The following is a 19,629-nucleotide window of genomic DNA, read 5'->3' as shown; positions in this document are numbered from 1 at the left end:
GTTCTCGAGTACTGAATCGGATCGGGCGTTTTGCTGGTTGTAGCCAGTGAATCCCGGGTGCTCCGGTTATCGTTAGTTGGCGCTTGGTCGGGCTGGCGATACGCGTTCGGGCGGGCCGAGGTAACTGGGTTTTACGCCACCCTGATCGATCACGACTTTCTGGAAAACCACCGCCGGGTCAACCACCCAGATCTTCAGCACGTGTTCGCCGGGCTGGCCGATCGTATGGCGGGAGGTGATCAGGCGTACGTTATTGGCTACCGACTGCTCCCATACCCTGTTGGTTTCGCTGGCGTGGATGTCGATCACCTGGGGCGCTTCGTCGTCGAACGAAATAGCGAATCGCAGGCCTTTGTTGTCGTTAAAATTCAGCGTGGGCGAGAGGTAGGTCTGTACCTGAACCGGTCCACTTTCGGCGATATGAACCCGGTATTCGAGCCGGGGCGATGCGCCACCCGGCTTGTCGATGCTGGCTGCGGTAACCGGCACTATGGTCATGCCCGAGCCCGTCCGGCCAATATCCGGAATGCGCAACCAGGTTGTCGACCCGGTTTCGACGGTGCGGCTGGGCAGATCGGCCTTCAGGGACGCGTAGCCTTTGCTGGCTACAAAACCCGCCAGGGCATCGGATTGGAGCCCCGCCGGATTATGTACCACTGCCTGTACCGTAATGCGTTTGCCATCCGGCCCGCTGATCGTGATGGGCGCGCGCTGGGTGCCGGCCGGTACCCGTTTCCAATCGATGCTGACCAGCAGGCGGGTTTCCTGATCGACGCTGCCGGCCGACGACGACAGCTTCAGCCAGGGCGCGCCCGATTCGGCCGTAAAGCGAAACGGCGTCTGGCCGCGGTTAAATACGTCGATGTACGACGTTTGCTGATGAAAGGCATCGAAAGCGGGCAAAACGGCCTCGCCCGACTCGGCCGGCCACCAGGCTGCCGATCCGTCGATGGCTACGCCCATATTGGCTGGCTGGGGCAGGGTCAGCGTCTGAACGGCTGGCATTTTGTTTTTTTCGGGCTGTTGCCAGTAGGTGTAGCCGATGTGGGTCTGGTCCATCATGTGGCTCCATTTGCCCCCCGCCAGGGTGTCGTTGTAGAAGCGGCTGATCTGCGCGTCGCGCTCGAAGAGCCGTTCAACCTGTTGAGCCAGCAAGTTGGTAGCAGCCCGGCCCTGTTTGGCGTACCACTGGTTCCGGCCGGCGGCTACGTACATCTCGTTTACGGTAGCGCAGGCTTTGACGGGGTGCAATACGAGCTGGAAATAAGCGTCCTGATGCGTAGCCGGTAGCTCCCGCCCGATCCGTTCGGCCTCGGCCAGGAGGTTGTTGTAGTCGGCCACTACGGTTTCGGCTTCCCGATAATTGGTCAGGCTGTAGGTCGTGGGCGAGAGGAGTTCGGGTTTCCGGCGGGCGTTGTACTGGGTGTAGCGGGTCAGAATCTGGGCAATCGCCGATGCGTGTTTGGCGCCGAACTGTTTTTCGGCCCAGAGCCGGGTATAGTCGGGGAGTTTGCCGGCGGGCCACCGGGCCGGGTTCCAGGCGTAATCGAGGAAAAACTCGATCGGAAACTCCATCGGTTTGATGTCGCCGACGTTGACAATCCAGATTCGGTCGACGCCGTGTTCGTAGGCCAGGTGCATCTGCTCCCAGGTGCGCGCAATCGGGTTGGTGTTGAGCCATTTGTAGTTGCGCGGGCCACCTACGTAGTCGAAATGGTAATAGATGCCGTAGCCTCCGCTGCGTTTGGGCGTACCTACGGCCGGTAGCTTGCGGATGTTGCCCCAGTTGTCGTCGCAGAGGAGCAGGGTAACATCGTCGGGTACGCGCATCCCCTTTTCGTAGTATTCCTGCACCTCTTTGTAGAGGGCCCAGAGCTGGGGCGTTTGCGACGGGGCCTTGCCGGTTACCTCGCCGATGATGGTCCGCTGGTCGGCCACAATCCGTTCGAGCAGGGCGGTATTGCTTTCGCGGCTCATCGGCTCGTCGCCGTCGCCCCGCATCCCCACGCTTATGATGCTTTCGTTGGTGCCCATACGCCGGATGCCGGTCCGCCAGAATTCGCGCAGGGTCGAGTCGTTTTTCTGGTAGTTCCAGGGTGTTTTCTGACCATAGCGTCGCCATTCGTCATGGGCCCGCATGAGGGGTTCGTGGTGGGAGGTGCCGATTACGACGCCGTACTCGTCGGCCAGCTTCGGGTTCATGGCATCGTCGTCGTAAAACGCATTGCCCCACATGGCGGGCCAGAGGTAGTTGCCTTTCAGCCGGAGAATCAGCTCGAAAACGTGTTCGTAGAACTTGTGGTTGAAGCCGCCAAATTTCTCTTTCGACCAGCCCGAGAGGGCGGGTGCTTCGTCGTTGATGAAGATGCCGCGGTACTTGACGGCGGGCGTACCCTGCGAATGACGGCCGGGCAGCACATATAAACTGGATTGCGGGACGGCCGGTACGTCGGCCCACCAGTGCCAGGGCGATACGCCGATCTGGGCCGAGAGGTCGTAGATCCCGTAAATCGTACCGCGTTTGTCGCTGCCGACGATGACCAGCGCCTGATCAACGCCCGGCATGGGTTTATCGACCACCTGGGTCAGCGACGTTTCCCACTTACCAACAATACCCGACACGTCGAGCTTACGGGCCTTTACCAGCTGATCGATCAGCGGACTCTTGCCGAGCGTGCCAATCAAGACCAGCTCTCTGGCGGAGGCCGGATTGCCGGTCATCAGCGCTGGCTCGGCCCCGGTCACCTGCCGGATATCGGCCTGGAGGTTCCTGACGGCCCGAACAACCCCCGGAAAGTCGGTCGGGCTGGTCAGGAGCGGAGCCGACCGGCCGCCAGCAGAAAGCGCAAAGGAACCCTTGCTTTTTCGGCTGGCGACGTATGAATCGGGATCGATGGCCCAGGCTGACGATGCGCTGACCAACGCCAGGAAGGCGAAAGCCAGAACTCGTTTTTGAATAGAAAGAAACGTTGGGTAAGTCAACATAGTCAAGTGGGCATTCGGTCTGGCTTATACAAAAAATGGAACGTCTTTGGGGGCGTATTTACGCATCCCTTCCTCGTTGATTTCGACCCCGATACCGGGCTTTTCGGAGAGCGGGATGTAGCCGTCTTTCACCATCGGCCCGTCGAAGGTGACGACCTCTTTGAACATCGGCTCCTCGTGGAAATAAATCTGCCACTCCAGGATCAGGAAGTTCGGCACCGACGCACAAACGTGGCTCGACGCCATGGCTCCCAGATAAGAGGCTACCATGTGGGGCGCGAAGGGTACGTAATACAGATTCGACAGGTTGGCAATCCGCTGCGCTTCGCCGAGACCGCCCGCTTTTTGCAGATCGGGCATGATGATGTCGACGGCGCCGATTTCGAGCAGCTTCCGGAACCCGTGGGCGAGGTAGTGGTTCTCGCCCGCGCAGATCGGCGTGTTCGACGCTTCGCGGATCTGGCGGTAGGCTTCGGGGTTTTCGGCCGGGATCGGCTCTTCCAGAAACAGCAGGTTCAGCGGTTCCATCATCTTGGCCACGCGCCGGCCGGTGGTGACGTCGTACCGGCCGTGCATGTCGACGCAGATATCGACTTTCGGGCCAACGGCTTTCCGGACGCTGGCAATCTGGTTGTACATCCGCTCCAGTTCACCCTGGCTGGCGGTCCAGTTGTAGGCGTCGTACTTGTTGGGATCGTTACGCTCGTCGATGTCGAACTTAACGGCCGTAAAACCCATGTCGACGGCTCGTTTGGCGCTTCGGCCGAAGGCGTCGGGGCTGGTGTCGGTTTCGCGGTAGGCGCCCGTATCGCAGTAGACCCGGATTTTATCGCGGAACTTACCGCCCAGCAGCTGGTAGACGGGCATGCCGAGGGCTTTACCGACCAGGTCCCACAGGGCCGTTTCGATAGCCGACAGAACGGATATATAGATACCGGCCTGCGCGCCTTCGAAGAAACCCGACCGCCGAACGTCTTCGAACAGCCGGTTCACATTGAGCGGGCTTTTGCCCTTGATGCGCTGGCCCATCATTTTAACCAGGTGGTAGGTGCCGACCGAGGCATCGACGGCTTCACCGCAGCCCCAGATGCCCTGGTTGGTATGTACTTTCACGAAGAGGCTGTGTCCGTTTCGGGTGTAGCCGCATTTTATATCGGTTATTTTCAGGTCAGACGGGGCCGAAGACAGGGGCGCGTTATGAACCGCCGTTTCGAGGCCTTCGCCGAAGGTTGAGAACGTAGTGGCGGCCAGGGCCGTGCTGATGGCGCTCTTGGTCAGAAACGAACGCCGGGAGGTAGGTTTAGTCATGGTTCGGTAAGGGGTAGGCGTTCGGTTTACCAGGTACGGGTTTTCAAATACTCCTGAATCTGCTCTTTCGGTACGGGCAGTTCGTTCACGTGGGCGTTGAGCCACTGCGAAAAGTCTTTCTCGATTTCGGCCGACCAGCGGGTGTCGATCTGGCCGGGCGTATACTTCTGCTCGCGCAGGCGCTGGTGGCCGAACATGTCGCGCAGGCGGATGATCTCCGATGTTTTTACGACCTTCTCGGCCAGGTGGGGCGGAATGAAGCAGACACCCCCGTCGCGGCCCAGTACCACATCGCCGGGCATGACCATGACTTTACCGATGCGCGTCGGGCGGTTGATGCCGACCAGGGTGGTGTTCAGGTTTCCGTCGGGGTTGTGGTGGGAGGGGTGATAGCTGCGGAAGTAGGACGTAAAGCCGCCAATCTCCTTCAGCCCGGCCACGTCCCGAACGGCGCCTTCGTAAACGATGCCGTTGCCCGTTTTGGCGTAGATCGAGTTGCCCAGGTTGTCGCCAATGGTCGGTCCGTCTTCGTGCATGCCAAACTGATCGACCACGTACACATCGCCTTTTATCAGCATGTCGATAGGCCAGGCGTTCTGGGACTTTACGCGTCCATCTTTGGTATGTCCTTTTTCGTCGGTCACGCGGTGTACATCGGGTCGGCCGGGCATAAACGTGGCCGTCAGCGCCCGTCCTACCAGTACGCTGTCGGGGTTAATGGTTTGCCAGTCGCCGGTAAACTGATACCGGTAGTTTTCGTTTTTGAGCACAGCCCAGGCTTCTTCGTGGGTCACCAGCTTCATCCGTTTCAGGATGGCATCCGGCACTTTAGGTCGTCCGTCCGGAAAGCGTTCGCCTTTCCAGTCGGGCGTCAGGAAGATGAGCTCTTCGCGGGAAATCTGCTGCCCCAGCGACGCTGTTGCCCGCCCGAGGAGGCATACTAAAGCGGCTGTAACAATTGTCAGCTTCATACAGGTAAAAAAAGGTTAAGGGGTTTGTATACATTCGGATAAACGCGGCTGTGCACTCCTTCTACCCTTTTCAACCGATTGAATTTCTGTTGCAGTATTCATGAGATAGCTCAGGTGAAAAAACAGCCTTCCCGCCAGGTGGCAGGAGGCTGTCCGGTAAACCTATAATTGCTACTGCCTTGTCAGTCAGGTCCTGACTGATCAGGATTACGGGTCGGCCATCTACGCTCCGCAGCGTATCGCGCCTGTGTGTTCGATGACTCCTGTAAAAACCGGCTGACTACCTTCTGATGCGGTAGTCAGCCAGCCGGTTATGGGTTAGTAGCCCGGGTTCTGCGGGAACTTCGGACCGGAGGTAGTCAGGTCAATCTGCGACTGCGGGATGGGCCGAAGCAGGTGATACTCCCGAAAACCCGGTGTCGGATTGTAGGTAGCCAGGCGGCTGGCCAGGGTTTTGGTCCGCACCAGGTCCTGCCAGCGGGCGTACTCGGCGTACAGTTCGCGGGTCCGTTCGGTGAGCAGGAAGTCGAGCGTAGCCTGCGCGGGGGTGATGGCCAGCGCCGTAGCCGCAGCCGCATTCTGGGCGGGGGTGTTGGTGGTTTTGTAGGCCGCCCGTTGCCGCACGGCGTTGATCATGGCCGCGGCTTCGGCTGGTTTGTTATCCTTGATGTAAGCCTCTGCCGCCAGCAGGTAGGTATCCGCCAGCCGGAACAGGATGATGGGCCGGTACGACGATTCGTTGACCGTAAGCCGGTTCACGGCCGTGTACTTGGTCATGGTCGGGTGCAGATCGGCCGTATACTGCGAAGGCGAGATGATAACGCCCTTGAAGGCCCGGCGCTGGGCTTCGGTTACCTCAACACCCGGCATCCAGATGGCTGTATCCCGACCGGCTACCAGCGTACCGCGCGAGGTGGTAACGGGGGTGGTCCGGTTAAAAATCCAGGCCGACTGAAACGTTTTGAAGTAGCGCGAATCGGTGGTGCGATCGGCAAAAGCGGTGTTCAGCGTGTAGTTGGTAGGCCGGAACCGGCGGAACGGCCGACCGTTGCGGGCGTCGCGGTCCATCACGGCCACCGTGTTGTTGGGCGCTCCCGGAATGCCCGCATTCACGTTGAGGGCGTTGGTATAGAGCGACACCCAGAAGAAGTTGGCCCGGTTCTCTTTGTTCCCGCTCGCAATCTGGGGCGAGTTGTTGAACTGGCTTTCGGCATAGCTGGGGTCCGTATTGCGGTCAATGACGAACAGCGACTCCTTGCCGTACTCGTTACCTTCGCGGAACACATCGGCAAAATCCTGCTCCAGCCCGACGTTATAGGTCGCCTGGTTGTCGATCAGCGTCCGGGCGGTCGTAGCGGCTATCTGGAAGTCGGTCGGCTGAGCGGCTGCCGACCAGCCCCGCTGGAGGTACACTTTAGCCAGCAGGTGTAGCGCAGCCGGTTTGGTAGCGCGCCCTTTCGACTGGTTCGAGGTGTTGGGCAGCTCCTGCGAAGCCTCGGTCAGGTCTTTGATGATGGCGGCATATACGTCGGCAATCGGTGCCCGCGAGGCCGAAGTTGTTGGTACATCGATGAAGTTCAGCGAGAGCGGCACATCACCGAAGTTGCGCACCAGCAGGTAGTAGTAAAACCCGCGCAGAAACTTGGCTTCGGCCAGCAGGGTGGTTCGGCGGGCCGCGTCGATGTTGGCGCTGGGGCCGAACTTGAGTACCCCGTTCAGATTGTTGATAGCCTGGTAGCTGTTGTTCCAGATCGACCCGATCGACCCTTCGGAGGGCAGGATGTTGGTGTACTGGAAGAAGGTTGTATTGCCGTCGCTGGCGCCGAGAATCGACTCATCGGTACCCGCGTTTTCGGTATAGGTAAACCCTTCTGACCCCCAGAAGAAACGCGCAATCGAGTAGGACGCCGTAACGCCCCCCTCCAGCCCACCGGCTGTGGCAAAAAATTCGGGACCCAGTTCTGACCGGAATTCCTGTTCCAGAACGTTCTGACAGCCCGTAGCGAGGAGGGCCGTTAGCGCCAGGCTCAGACTGCCTATCTTGAGTGATTTATACATAGTCATGGTTGTTGACAACGTCATATACCGGAATTGTCGAATAGATTAAAATTTGAGGTTTACGCCAATCAGCAGCTGGCGCGTCGCCGGCGTGGTCAGGCCAACCGTTATGGCCCGGTTGTTGACGCCGGTGCCGGCCGAAGCGCCCTGGGTGGGTACGGCACCACCCGTGCCGGTTCCTTCGGGGTCGATACCCAGACCGTTGCTCACGAAGGGCGAGTAAAGCAGGAATGGGTTTCGCGACGAGATATAAACCCGGGCCGAGCCCAGCCCCGCCTTCTTCAGCAGGCCGGTCGGAAGGGTGTAGCCCAGGTTGAGGCTTTGCATCCGCACAAACGAGCCGTCGTAGTACCCCAGCGTAGAGGAGTAGTTGATCCGGTCGCCGGGCGCGGGTTGCGGAAACGCGTTGGTCGGGTTGGTCGGGGTCCAGTAGTCGAATTTGGGCTGGTTGACCCGGCCGTTGTTGAGGAAGGCGTAGCCGGTGCCGGTACCGTCAGACTGGAAATAGGTCGCCACCAGGGTGTTGCCGATCCGGGCGTTCATCGTAGCCGTCAGGTCCCAGTTTTTGTAGCTGAACCGGTTGGTCATACCGCCGATCCAGTTCGGCTGGAACGAACCGATCACCGACCGGTCGGCATCGGTAATGCGGTTATCGTTGTTGAGGTCTTCGAGCTTGATCTGACCCGGTACCGCGCCAAACTGAGCCGCCCGATCGGCTTCGTTGCTTTGCCAGATGCCTATTTTCTTGTAGTCATATATGACGTTGATCGGTTGACCCACGAACCAGCCGTTGCCGATGTCCTGCGTTTTGGCCGGATCTTCGAGCGCCAGAATCTTTTCGCGGTTGATGGCGAAGTTCAGGTCGGTGGTCCATTTGAACCCGCTGCTGGTGTTGACGTTGACCGAGCTAAGCACCACTTCGATCCCTTTACCCTGGGTTTTGGCCGCGTTGGTCCAGTAGCTGTTGGCGCCGTTGCTCAGGGGCAGGTTTTTCTGCACCAGCAGGCGGTCGGTGGTTTGCTGATACAGGTCGATCGAACCCGACAGCCGGTTGTTGAACAGACCGAAGTCGACCCCTACGTTGACGTTGCTGGTCGATTCCCACTGCAGGTCCTGGTTGCCCAGCGAGCTGACAAAGTAACCCAGCACGTTGTTGCTGCCGAAGTTGTAGCGGTTGGTCGACAGGCTGCCCCGGGTGGCGCCCGACGGAATGCCCTGGTTACCCGTAATACCGTACCCGGCCCGCAGTTTCAGCAGCGAGATGAGGGTATTGCTTTTCAGGAACTCTTCGTTGCTGATGTTCCAGCCCACCGCGAAGGCCGGGTAGTTGAGCCAGGTGCCCTGCGGAAAGACCGACGACCCATCGCGACGGAACGTAGCCGTAAGCAGGTAGCGGTCGGAGTAGACGTAGTTGACCCGGGCCATGATCGATACCAGGCCGCTTCGGTTGAAACTGTTGTTACCCCCCGCCGGGACTACGGGCGTGCCGCTGGCCAGGTTCAGGTTGTAATACTGGATATAATCGGCAGGCAGACCCGTTGCTTCGACCCGGTTCGTGAAACCACGGTCCTGCTGAACGCCGTACAGACCGGTAAACGTAAGGTGGTGTTTCTCGGCAAAGACTTTATCGTAGGTAACGATGTTGTCGACCGTGTAGCGGTACGATTCGCCGTTCTGTACGGCTGCGCTGTTCTGCGTGGGCAGGGTAGAGCCCGGGTTGATGATGGTGTTGGGGCCAATGTACTGGCCGAAGTTTTCCTGGCGGAAGTCGAGCCCGACGTTGAGCCGGTACTTCAGGCCGTCGATGATCTGCACCTCGCCGTAAAGGCTGTTGAAGGTCGTGATCCGCCGGCGACGCTGTACAATGGCGTTCTGGTCTTCGAGCGTAATCGGGTTCATACTCGACAGCTCGTCGATGGTGCCCCGCAGTGGCCGCAGGTTAGGCGTGCCGTCGGCGTTGTAGGGCGATGTCAGGGGGCTGAGTCGCAGGGTATTGTAGATGGGGTTAATGCCCTCGCCCCGCGTATAGTTCAGGTTGCTGAGGTTGGTCAGGCCCACTTTCACGCGGCTGCCCAGCTTGGTATCGATCGAGGTGCGCAGCGAAAACCGTTCGAACGACTGCCCCGTAATCACACCGGTTTCTTTGAAATAGCCACCCGAGAAGCCATACTGGGTGTTTTCGGTGCCGCCCGACAGGCTCAGCTCGTTGCTGGTCACGAAGCCTTTCTTGTAAAGCAGATCCTGCCAGTTGGTTGAGGTTCCGGCGGCCACACCGGCCAGTTCGTCGGGTGAGTAGCCCGCGCTGTACTGCGCCAGGTCGCGCATGGCCTTGAACTCCTGTCCGTTGAGCAGGTCATACTGGCCCAGAATGGTGTTCTGCCCGGCATAGGCGTTGTAGCTGATAACCGGTTTGCCGATCTTACCCCGTTTCGTGGTGATGATCAGCACCCCGTTCGAACCCCGCGACCCGTAGATGGCCGTTGCCGACGCATCTTTCAGGATATCCATGGTCGCGATATCGTCGGTGTTGAGGTCGTTTAGGCTACCGCCGTAGGGAACGCCGTCTACCACGATCAGGGCGTCGTTCGAGCCACTCAGCGAGCGGTTTCCCCGAATGCGGAGCTGGGCACCGGCGCCGGGGGCCGTACCGGTACGGGCCAGGTCAACCCCGGCGGCCCGGCCTGCCAGCGCCTGTAATACGTTGGCTGCGGGTACTTCCTTGAGCGCTCTGGAATCGAGCGATACAACCGAACCCGTCAGGTCAGACCGTTTCTGGGTACCGTAGCCGACGACTACTACCTCGTTGAGCTGGTTGTCTGACGGGGCCATCTGTACCCGCAGATCGGCCGTACTGTTGGAAACCGTCACCTCTTTGCTTTCGTAACCGACCAGCGACAGCACCAGCGTATTGCCGGGAGCGGCTGCCAGCGAGAACCGGCCCTCAGCGTCGGCCGATGTACCGCGCTGGGTGTTTTTGATGACGATACTAACGCCGGGTAAGGGCTGACTGTTCTCGTCCAGCACCACGCCTTTCACCTGGGCTGTCTGAGCCATAACGATCGACCCGAAGCTGCTCATGGTAAGCAGGCTAACCGACAGTGTCGGTCGAACAGCGTGTCGCAGCAGGAGGGCTAGCGACAGCGCCGTTGAGTTTAGTAATCGTGGGAATAACATAAAGTGTACAAAGAGTTTAAATAAGTTGACAAACCCCTGATGGTGAAGCGGCTGAGTGTTAAAACCTGAAGAGTTGGTACTTTAACAAACAATCTCTTGTAAATCAGGAATTTAAAAAATTGATATAAGTAGCAGACAACCCATGCTATAGAAGACATAGGTGTTTTGGCTATAAAATTCCTGTTATTTTTCTAGTAAAGCAATCGGTTGCATAAAAATTTTTTATGAGAAAAATCTTATTAGGGAAAACCCTAGTACCAGTAAATAATCTAATTTTATCCTTCTTTTGGGTAGGTATTGGTCAATAATTACAGCTCGTTACTGATAGTTTATGCATATTTATGCCGCGAATGACGGAAACGGCTCGCTTTATTCAACCGATTGCAAATGTAGTTTACAGGATTAAGCCGTATTTTGCCTTACCACCACCGGTAAGGAAGTTTAGCATGGAGAAAGATGTAACGATCTATGACATAGCCAGACTGCTGCAGTTATCACCAGCTACAGTGAGTAGGGCGCTGAATGATCACCCCGCTATCAATAGCAATACCAAACATATGATCGCCAGCAAGGCGAAGGAGATGGGTTACCGCTCCAATATGTTTGCCAGTAATTTGAGACGCCAGCGTACCAGCACGATCGGCGTAATTGTGCCCCGGCTCGATAGCTACTTCATGTCGACGGTGCTGGCCGGTATGGAGAAAGTAGCCAACGACGCCAACTACAACCTGATCATCAGCCAGTCGCTGGAGTCGGTCAAGAAAGAAGTCGCCAACGCCAAAACGATGTTCGACAGCCGGGTCGACGGGCTGCTCGTGTCGCTGGCGGCCGACACCGAAAACCTCGATCACTTCAATACTTTTTTTCAGAAAGGCATCCCCATGATCCTGTTCGACCGGATCATGCCCCAGAAAAACTGCACCAACATCGTGATCGACAACGTAAAGGCGGGTTACGATGCAACGAGTCACCTCATCGAGCAGGGCTGCCGCCGGATTATGCACATGACCGGCAACATAAAACGGAACGTATATGAAGACCGGCTCAAAGGCTATAAGCTCGCCCTGATGGATCATGGGATAACCGTCGACGATGCGCTGGTGCAGCTAACCAACCTGACCCGGCAGGATGGCCTGCAGATGGCCGATCATATCAAGCATATGGCATCGCCACCCGACGGGCTTTTTGTGGCCAATGATTTTTGCGCCGTAAGCTGCATGGGCGCCCTGAAAGCCAACGGATTTTCGATTCCCGGCGATATCGCCGTGGTTGGTTTCAATAACGACCCGGTCTCGCAGGTGATCGAGCCCAACCTGACAACGGTACATTATCCCGGTCAGGAAATGGGCGAAATAGCGGCCCAAAGCCTGATCAATCACCTGAACGGGCTGCTGCGCATCAATACAACCAACACGATCCTGCTTAATTACGAGCTTGTGGTCCGGGCCTCGTCGCTACGTACTCCGCCGGCCGAATCGCGCTGATCGCTTTTTGTTTACTGTAAACCCTATTAGTCTGATATGCGTACCAAAAATCTCGTCCAATCCCTAGTCATGAATCGGTCACTCTTGGTGGCCGCGCTGGTAGCGGCCGGTGCCAGTGCCGGGGTCTGCCAGTCGGCCAGCGCGCCGAAGCCGCTGGTTAGCCATATTTTCACCGCCGATCCTTCGGCCCACGTCTTCAACGGGAAGATCTATATCTACCCCTCGCACGATATCGAAGCCAACGTAGCCGAAGACGACGAAGGCGGACACTTCAACATGCGCGACTACCACATTTTGTCAATGGATAAAATTGGTGGCAAGGTGACCGATCATGGCGTAGCCCTCGATCTGAAAGATATTCCCTGGGCGGGGCGGCAGCTTTGGGCACCCGATGCAGCCTATAAAAACGGGACGTATTACCTCTACTTCCCGGTTAAGGACAAGCAGGATGTGTTTCGGATTGGCGTAGCTACCAGCAAGTCGCCGACGGGTCCGTTCAAAGCCGAGCCGCAGCCGATGGCGGGTACCTACAGTATTGATCCGGCGGTGTTTACCGATACCGACGGCACTTCCTACATGTACCTGGGTGGTATCTGGGGCGGGCAGCTGCAACGGTGGCATACGGGCAAGTACGAGGCCAACGGCTCCAAAACCGATCTGAAGAAAGATAACGAACCGGCGCTGAGCGCTAAGGTTGCCCGACTGAGTAAAAACATGCTTACGCTGGATGAGCCCCTCAAAGATGTGCAGATTCTGGACCAGAACGGGAAGCCGCTACTCGGTGGTGATCACGACCGCCGGTTCTTTGAAGGAGGCTGGATGCATAAGTACAAAAACAAATACTACTTCTCGTACTCGACCGGCGATACCCATTTGCTGGCCTATGCCACGGGCGATACGCCCTACGGTCCGTTCACGTACCAGGGCGTTATCATGAAGCCCGTAACCGGCTGGACAACCCACCACTCCATTGTGGAGTTCAACGGCAAATGGTACATCTTCTACCACGATGTCGAACTGTCGGGTAAAACGCACCTGCGCAATGTGAAAGTCCGGGAGCTGCCCCGCCGGGCCGATGGGTCGATCGAGACCATCACGCCCTAGATGAAGTCATAGTTCAGACCCGGAGCGGGGGGAGTAGCCCCGCCGGTTTGTCTTGAGATACCCCGAACTGCCCGTTTGCCTAGCGCGGTTCGGGGTATTTTATGTTACCTGTACCTGTGGTGTTTGTCGGGTGTGCTCGTTACCGGCGCGGTTCGTTCTGTTCTGGAGGGATTGAGCCGCGGGCAGATTGATTTTGACCAGGGTACCTGCCCCCGGTTCGCTGTAGACGATCATTTGACCCTGGTTGCGCTCGGTCAGTTCTTTCGACAGGCGCAGACCCAGCCCCGTACCGCGCTCACCCGCGGTACCTGTCGACGAGGGAGCATTGGCAAACATGGTGGCCAACTGACCCATCGACATTCCCTGCCCCGTATCCTGAACACAAATCCAGCAGCGCTCGCCTTCCCGGTAGCTGCTTAGGGTTACGATGCCCGACGGTTTAGAAAATTTGATGGCGTTATCAACCAGGTTGCGCAGAATGACCCGCAGCTGAAGCTCGTCGGCCCAGACCTGGTTTTGAATAGGTACATTGACTTGAAAGGCAACTTGCTTACTTGCGGCCATTTCCTGCAATAGGCCCAGTACTTCGTTGACCACCTCGCGTATCGGATGGGGGGCTGGCCGTGATCTGAGTTCGTTCATCTGACCGAGCGACCAGTACAGCAGATTATCCAGGTTGCCGTAGAGCCGGTCAACGTGTTGGGATAGCCGGGCCTGTAAGGCCATAAACTGAACCCGGCTCAGGTTCTGTTGCTGCATCATCATCAGCATACTTTTCAACGAAGCGATGGGACTTCGGAGCTCATGACTTATGATGGAAAACAGCCGGTCTTTCACCTGGTTGGACTGATTTAACTCGGTAGTTCGCTTGGCTACCTGTTGCTCAAGCCAGGCGTTCTGCTGTTCAAGTATGGCTCGCTTCTCGTCGGAGAGCGTAACCAGCTCGCCCTGGGCCAGATGAAGCAGCCGGCCTGTATGATAGTTATGGCGGGCCAGCAGGAAAAGCAACACGAAAAAGCCACCGAACCGATTCGCGAGCATCAGGCTGAGCGGAAGCGGGGCGAAAATCGTAAATGACGGCTGCTGGCTCAACTTGAGTACAACCAGGGTAGAGCCCATGCTGGCGCCTAATAACGCCAGCGCCACCAGATAGCCGCTGTAATCGCGCTGGTTGCGGCCAGCCAGAAACGCCATAACGAACGAGTCGACGAGAATAACGGACGAAATGCCTTTACACAATGAACTGAGCCACTGTTGCTTTGTCCAGACTGCCAGCAGACCAACAAGAGTACCGACTATCCCAATGGCTGTCAGGCGTTTGAGCCGCCGAATTTTACTCCGGTTCAGCAGGTAGTATACAGTACCGGCCAGCCCTATGATCATCATCTTCTCGAAGACAACAAGCAGCACCGCGTACAGCTCCTGATCGAACAGGTCGGGCCGGAGGAGTTGATACCAGGATAAGGTAAAAAAGCCAACCGAAGCCGTACTCGCCACGTTGAACCATTGGTAAAGAAGATCGTGGCGGTAGAGAAAACTATAGAACAGGAATAACAGAAAAAGTGTACAGGCGACTCCTGTACTGAAGGCATGAGCTGCGTTGGCTAAAACATCGATCGGAAAACCCTGCTCTGCAGGGTTGGTGAGAGCAAGTGGTCCAAGATGATCGGATAGGCATGAAGAGGTGAACATACTCCGGTAAAGAACAAGCCAGTGAGTGGGTAGAGAACTACAAATGCGCAGACGTGTTGAGTAGGATTGAACCCGAACCGGATGGGTACAAGGGAGCCGGTTTGATTGCCATCAGGGAAATCTACCCGGTTTTGTAGTACTAAATGCCAATACGATTACAAAGATGTAAGAATAGTTAAAAAGGCGCCATGAAATAAGGATTCTGCCGCGTACGACGACGAAATTTCAGGAAGAAATCAATCGGTTTCACAACACTAAACGGCCAGTTGACCGCGATCGTCCGCTAGTTCGTGCAAAGACGCAGGAAGGAGGGTGCAGGCGTATGCCGGGCGGGTGTCTCCCTAAAAGTCGCCGGTGTAGAACGGACTGAATACGTAGTAGCTACTGTCGCGTTTGGCCCGTTTGGGGGCGGTTTTGATATGCAGCTCGAACCGGCGCTCGGGCTGATCGGGGCGAAACCAGCTTGTATAGGGACGCTCCCGTGTGCCCAGCCTGGCTACCTCGCGCACGTGTATCGTGGCTACATCGGCAACGGTGGCCGGCAGGTTGTTGATGAAGACGTCGACGTCATTTTTGTACTCGTCGTATACCTTCAGGTGCTCGTCGGCCGTGCGTTCGACCAGGGCGTTTTTATTATGAAAAAAGGTCGCTTCGAGCAGGGAGTTCATGGTAAACATATACGATTCGCCCCGGGGGTGCTGCGAGATGGCTGCGGCCTGCAGCAGGGCGAAAAATTCGTTCCGCTGCGCCGTGAACCGAACCGGCTTCGTGGCGGTCTGAAGCAGGATCTGGTACGGTTTGGCCTGCCTGTCGGTATCGGGTTGCCCCTCAAGCTGGTGCATGACAAACAGCTCGCTGATCGATTCCGGCGCGATCTGGCTCAGCGAATCGAGCGGCATTTCTCTTCCGTTGATAAACAGGGCGGATGCGTACAGAAAGTCGTTGGCAACGGAGAACTTATTTTGCCGAATCTGTACCACCACCGGATCGCTGGCAATGGTTTCGGTACCGGATCGGGTATCGAAGAGGGCCATGTGCTGGTACCAGCTGCCCCGGGCTTCCAGTTCAACAACCAGTGCCCGGGTCGGACTGGTGGCGGGTAGTCTTTTACCGGCGTGATTTGGAATAAACCCGGACGTATCCGCCTGGGCCTGATCGCGGTGGCGGCAGGCCAGTACGCCCGCACTGACCAGCAATCCCCAGAGTGCGTATCGGCCCCAGACGGCCGGTCCTGACCGGGGGCGGTTTATCATGCGGATGCGCTGCCGCAGGGCCGACTGGCCGAACGACGTAACCAGCGGGCTGCGGCTGGCCGACAGGCTTACCGTAACCAGGTTGTACTGATAAACCCGCTCATCGACCCCCTCGGCTACTACGGTTTGGTCGGCCGTAAACTCGAGTGTCTGGTGCAGCAGGTGCCGGAACAGATACGCAGCCGGGTTGAACCAGAAGAGTATACAAACCAGCTCGCCCGTGATCGTGTCCAGACTGTGCCAGCCCCGACTGTGTACGCGCTCATGGCGCAGAATGTGCTCAAGAACATCGGGCGGATAGAGCGCTGGGTTGATTACCACCCAGCCAAAGAATGAAAAAGGCGAGGTGATGGTCTCGTTGCGGGCCAGCGTGAAATCCGTATAGGGCTCACAAACCGACTGGCCAATAATCCGGCGCAGGGCCCATAGCCGGCTACCCAACCGAACCAGTAACACCAGCACCCCCGCCAGGTACAGCCCGGCCAGATACCGCTGCCATGGCCAGCCCGGTTGGGTGGGTGGTTGCAGTGTAGACCGGAATGTCTGACCAGTAGGATAGGTGATGGTAATGTCGGCGGGTGGAGCCAGTAGGGTTGGCGCAATGGCCTGAGCCGTTCGCTGCATCATGTGGCGCACGGGCTGCGGTCGCCAGTCGGGCAGCTCCGCGAGCGGGAGTAGCAGCGCCGTTGCGAGGCCCAGCCACAGAATGACCCGGTTGACCCCAAACAGGGTTTCGCGCCGGAGCAGCGCGTAAAAAGCCAGACTGACCACAACCAGTAGCCCGTTGGACAGGAGGATATAGTGCAACGTTTCCATCAGATTGGTGTGGGAGGAGTGGCTGGCAAGCTACTCGTGTTAGGCTGGTCGGACCGGACGCGAACCCGGCTATTCGTCTTTTTTCTCGATCATGGCCAGGATCTCCCGGAGTTCGTCGGCCGAAATTTTTTCGTTCCGGGCAAAGTAGCTAACCAGGTTCTTGTACGAATTGTCGAAGTAGTCGCCCACGATTTTGGTCAGCACAAACCGGTTCTGATACTGTTCTTTAGAGATGATAGCGTAGTATTCGTGGGTGTTGCCGTAGGCGCGGTGGCCTACGTAGCCCTTTTCTTCCAGGTTACGGACAATCGTAGATACGGTATTGTAGTGCAGGGGCGGGTTGCTGAAGTTAGGCACCATGTCTTTTACGTAACAGGGCTCCATGCGCCACAGCACCTGCATAACTTCTTCTTCCTTAGCGGTTAACTTTTCCATAGTACAAACCTAAAACTATTTATGTAGTTTAAAAACAATCCTGCTCTTTTGTCAGCGTTTGAAAAGCCAGATGGGGCATCGTAGCTTTGTGATGGATTAACTAGCCGGTATGAAAAAAGTAATGGTCTTGTTTGTCATGGCGTTAGCGGCCTTCAGCTGCGACACCAATGCGGTGTACAGCGCTTATGAAGACATCGAAGACGGCAAATGGTATGTCAAAAATGCCCCCTCGTTTACCTTTGAGATCGACGACGCCACCATACCCTACAACATTTATTACAACCTGCGCAACAGCCTTTCCTACGGGTACTACAATCTTTACCTGACCCGGTATCTGCGCGATGCCAGCGGTCGGGAAATCGAGTCGCGGCTCGACGAGCTGATTCTGCTCGACCCCAAAACCGGCAAACCCAACGGCGACGGGCTCGGCGACCTGTTCGATCATAAGTTTCTAATGAAGCGCAACTACCGTTTCCCCAAATCCGGCCGCTACACCATGCAGATCCGGCAGTACATGCGGCAGGACCCGCTGCTGAACATCATGAGTGTAGGAATTACGGTCGAAAAGGCAACGCCTGCCAATTAAGTTAGTATGCCCGCTTTGCTTCTTCTTTTTCGTAACAATCGCTGGTTCTTTGTTCCCTACGGATGTACGTTGCTGATCGTGGGCACGTTGCAGCTGCTCTATTCGCAGACGCAGCTGATGCAGTGGGTCAACGCCCGTAACAGCCCCGAAGCGGACCTGTTTTTCACCTACGCCACGTACCTGGGCGATGGCGCTTTTTTCGTGATTACATGCGTCATCATGCTGATCTACAACTGGCGGATTGGCCTGCTGGCAGTGGCCAGTTTTGCGGTATCGTCGCTGACGTCGCTGTTTCTGAAAACGGTCGTATTTTCCGGCTCGCCCCGCCCGCTTCGTTACTTCGAACACTCTATCAACGAATACCACCTCATCGAAGGGCTGGATATTTACAGCTACAACAGCTTCCCCTCGGGCCATACGATATCGGCTTTTGCGGTGTTCTCGTTATGGGCCTTCATTGACGGGCGTAAAAACCGGGGCTGGTTCTTTCTGCTGCTGGGTATCCTGACGGGGTATTCGCGGGTGTACCTGTTTCAGCACTTTGTCGAAGACGTATTCGTGGGTTCCCTGATCGGTACGGCCTCGTCGGTGCTGGTCTACTGGGGGCTTTACGAGTGGCTCCAGACGTTCCGGCTGAAGCGAAAGCTGTAACGCCCGGTCCGACCGGCGTTAGTCTTCGAGTACATTGCCGAAGATAGTGTTCTTCAGCAGCAGGCCGAACAGCAGGCAGGCAATGGCCCAGCAGAGATAAATCCGGTAGTAATCCTGCACATCCTGATAGACCCGGATGCGGACCGGGGCGCGTTCGAGTCGGTTGATTTCGGCAAAAATGGCCCGGAGCCGACGCGCATCCGAAGCCCGGTAAAAGCTACCGTTTCCCGTCGTGGCAATGGTTTTCAGAATGCCTTCATCAACCGTAACGGCTTCGTTGGGCGCGGCCACCGGCCGGCCAACGGCGATGGTGTAGATTTTTATGGAGAAGGCCCTGGCGAGCCGGGAGGCCGTAAGCGGGTCCAGGTTTCCCGCCGTATTGTCGCCATCGCTCAGCAGAATAATCACTTTGCTGCGTTCTTTGGCGATTGCCAGGCTGTCGCGTCGGGTCGTGTCGGCAACCGGGGCTAGTGGGTCGCGCATCCGAACAATACAGCGGGCCAGCGCATCGCCAATGGCCGTTCCCGACGTGCGGACCATCTGCGCGTTCAACTCGCTCAAATACTGCTTAATCAGCGCGTAGTCGGTCGTGAGCGGACAGAGAGAGTAGGCTTCGCCCGCAAAAACGACCAGCCCGATCCGATCATTCTTGCGGCCGTTCACAAACGACTGCGCTACCCGCCGGGCCGCAGCCAGCCGGGTGGGCGGGAGGTCGGTTTCGGTCATCGAGTCAGAGACGTCCATGGCAAGCATGATATCAATTCCTTCCGAGTCTTCTTCCCGTTGTTCGCGCACGATCTGGGGGCGGGCCAGCGCAATCAGGATGAAACTGACACCGATAAAAACACTCAGCGGCAACAGGTACCGGAGCAGGCGCAGTACCGACTGGCCCAGCCGTTGCGGCCGGTTTCCGCTGAGCGAAGCGTAGAGTGGGCCGAGCGAAATGTTCAGCCGCTGCTGGGCCTGCTGATGCAAATAATAGCGCAGCAGGAATAGCAGCACCAGCGCCGGTATGCCCCACAAGGCCAGCGGATACGCAAACCGGTATTGTTGCCATTGCAGCGGGCTAAGCCAGTCGAGCGAGTACCAGGGTTTCATGCGGGGTGTAGTCG

13 protein-coding genes are annotated in these 19,629 nt (G+C 57.3%); 4 read left to right on the top strand and 9 right to left on the bottom strand.

Annotated elements, in window-relative coordinates:
• Positions 1-72: 72 nt before the first annotated feature.
• From B1C80_RS01970 to B1C80_RS01950, 5 genes are all read right to left on the bottom strand, one after another.
• Entirely contained in the window at positions 73-2,985 is a 2,913-nt protein-coding gene (locus B1C80_RS01970; RefSeq protein WP_077919358.1) for a glycosyl hydrolase 115 family protein, read from the bottom strand.
• A 24-nt stretch (positions 2,986-3,009) separates the two neighbouring features.
• The gene (locus B1C80_RS01965) at positions 3,010-4,293 is read right to left on the bottom strand and encodes a mandelate racemase/muconate lactonizing enzyme family protein (RefSeq protein WP_077919357.1); all 1,284 of its coding nucleotides are present in this window, start codon (positions 4,291-4,293) and stop codon (positions 3,010-3,012) included.
• A 26-nt stretch (positions 4,294-4,319) separates the two neighbouring features.
• Positions 4,320-5,264, bottom strand: coding sequence for an RraA family protein (locus B1C80_RS01960; protein ID WP_077919356.1), 945 nt, complete (start codon positions 5,262-5,264; stop codon positions 4,320-4,322).
• 318 nt (positions 5,265-5,582) lie between these two features.
• Positions 5,583-7,322, bottom strand: coding sequence for a RagB/SusD family nutrient uptake outer membrane protein (locus B1C80_RS01955; protein WP_161492692.1), 1,740 nt, complete (start codon positions 7,320-7,322; stop codon positions 5,583-5,585).
• Between the two features lie 45 nt (positions 7,323-7,367).
• A complete protein-coding gene (locus B1C80_RS01950; RefSeq protein ID WP_077919354.1) occupies positions 7,368-10,496 on the bottom strand; it encodes a TonB-dependent receptor in 3,129 nt (1,042 codons plus the stop codon).
• 446 nt (positions 10,497-10,942) lie between these two features.
• Between B1C80_RS01950 and B1C80_RS01945 the strand changes: the two genes are divergently transcribed.
• Both B1C80_RS01945 and B1C80_RS01940 read left to right on the top strand, forming a co-directional pair.
• Positions 10,943-11,980, top strand: coding sequence for a LacI family DNA-binding transcriptional regulator (locus tag B1C80_RS01945; protein WP_077919353.1), 1,038 nt, complete (start codon positions 10,943-10,945; stop codon positions 11,978-11,980).
• A 69-nt stretch (positions 11,981-12,049) separates the two neighbouring features.
• Entirely contained in the window at positions 12,050-13,084 is a 1,035-nt protein-coding gene (locus B1C80_RS01940; protein WP_077919352.1) for a glycoside hydrolase family 43 protein, read from the top strand.
• A 99-nt stretch (positions 13,085-13,183) separates the two neighbouring features.
• Here B1C80_RS01940 and B1C80_RS01935 read toward each other — a convergent pair whose 3' ends face one another.
• The 3 genes from B1C80_RS01935 to B1C80_RS01925 form a co-directional block, all read right to left on the bottom strand.
• Positions 13,184-14,776 (bottom strand): sensor histidine kinase KdpD, encoded by a 1,593-nt coding sequence (locus B1C80_RS01935; protein WP_077919351.1) that lies wholly within the window; start codon positions 14,774-14,776, stop codon positions 13,184-13,186.
• Positions 14,777-15,117: 341 nt separating this feature from the next.
• Positions 15,118-16,845 carry a M56 family metallopeptidase gene (locus B1C80_RS01930; protein WP_077919350.1) on the bottom strand — a complete coding sequence of 576 codons (1,728 nt, stop codon included), beginning with the start codon at positions 16,843-16,845 and terminating at the stop codon, positions 15,118-15,120.
• Positions 16,846-16,914: 69 nt separating this feature from the next.
• On the bottom strand, positions 16,915-17,280 hold the full coding sequence (locus B1C80_RS01925) for a BlaI/MecI/CopY family transcriptional regulator (protein ID WP_077919349.1): 366 nt from the start codon (positions 17,278-17,280) through the stop codon (positions 16,915-16,917).
• Positions 17,281-17,389: 109 nt separating this feature from the next.
• Here B1C80_RS01925 and B1C80_RS01920 point away from each other — a divergent pair, with 109 nt between their 5' ends.
• Both B1C80_RS01920 and B1C80_RS01915 read left to right on the top strand, forming a co-directional pair.
• On the top strand, positions 17,390-17,866 hold the full coding sequence (locus B1C80_RS01920) for a gliding motility lipoprotein GldH (protein WP_077919348.1): 477 nt from the start codon (positions 17,390-17,392) through the stop codon (positions 17,864-17,866).
• A gap of 6 nt (positions 17,867-17,872) precedes the next feature.
• Complete coding sequence (locus B1C80_RS01915; protein WP_077919347.1) at positions 17,873-18,517, top strand: phosphatase PAP2 family protein; 645 nt, start codon at positions 17,873-17,875, stop codon at positions 18,515-18,517.
• A gap of 18 nt (positions 18,518-18,535) precedes the next feature.
• Here B1C80_RS01915 and B1C80_RS01910 read toward each other — a convergent pair whose 3' ends face one another.
• A complete protein-coding gene (locus B1C80_RS01910; RefSeq protein WP_077919346.1) occupies positions 18,536-19,615 on the bottom strand; it encodes a VWA domain-containing protein in 1,080 nt (359 codons plus the stop codon).
• Positions 19,616-19,629: the final 14 nt, after the last annotated feature.

The sequence above is a fragment of the Spirosoma sp. 209 genome (genome assembly GCF_002006735.1).
Taxonomy (GTDB): domain Bacteria; phylum Bacteroidota; class Bacteroidia; order Cytophagales; family Spirosomataceae; genus Spirosoma; species Spirosoma sordidisoli.
This window is presented reverse-complemented; position numbering and strand designations above follow the sequence as displayed.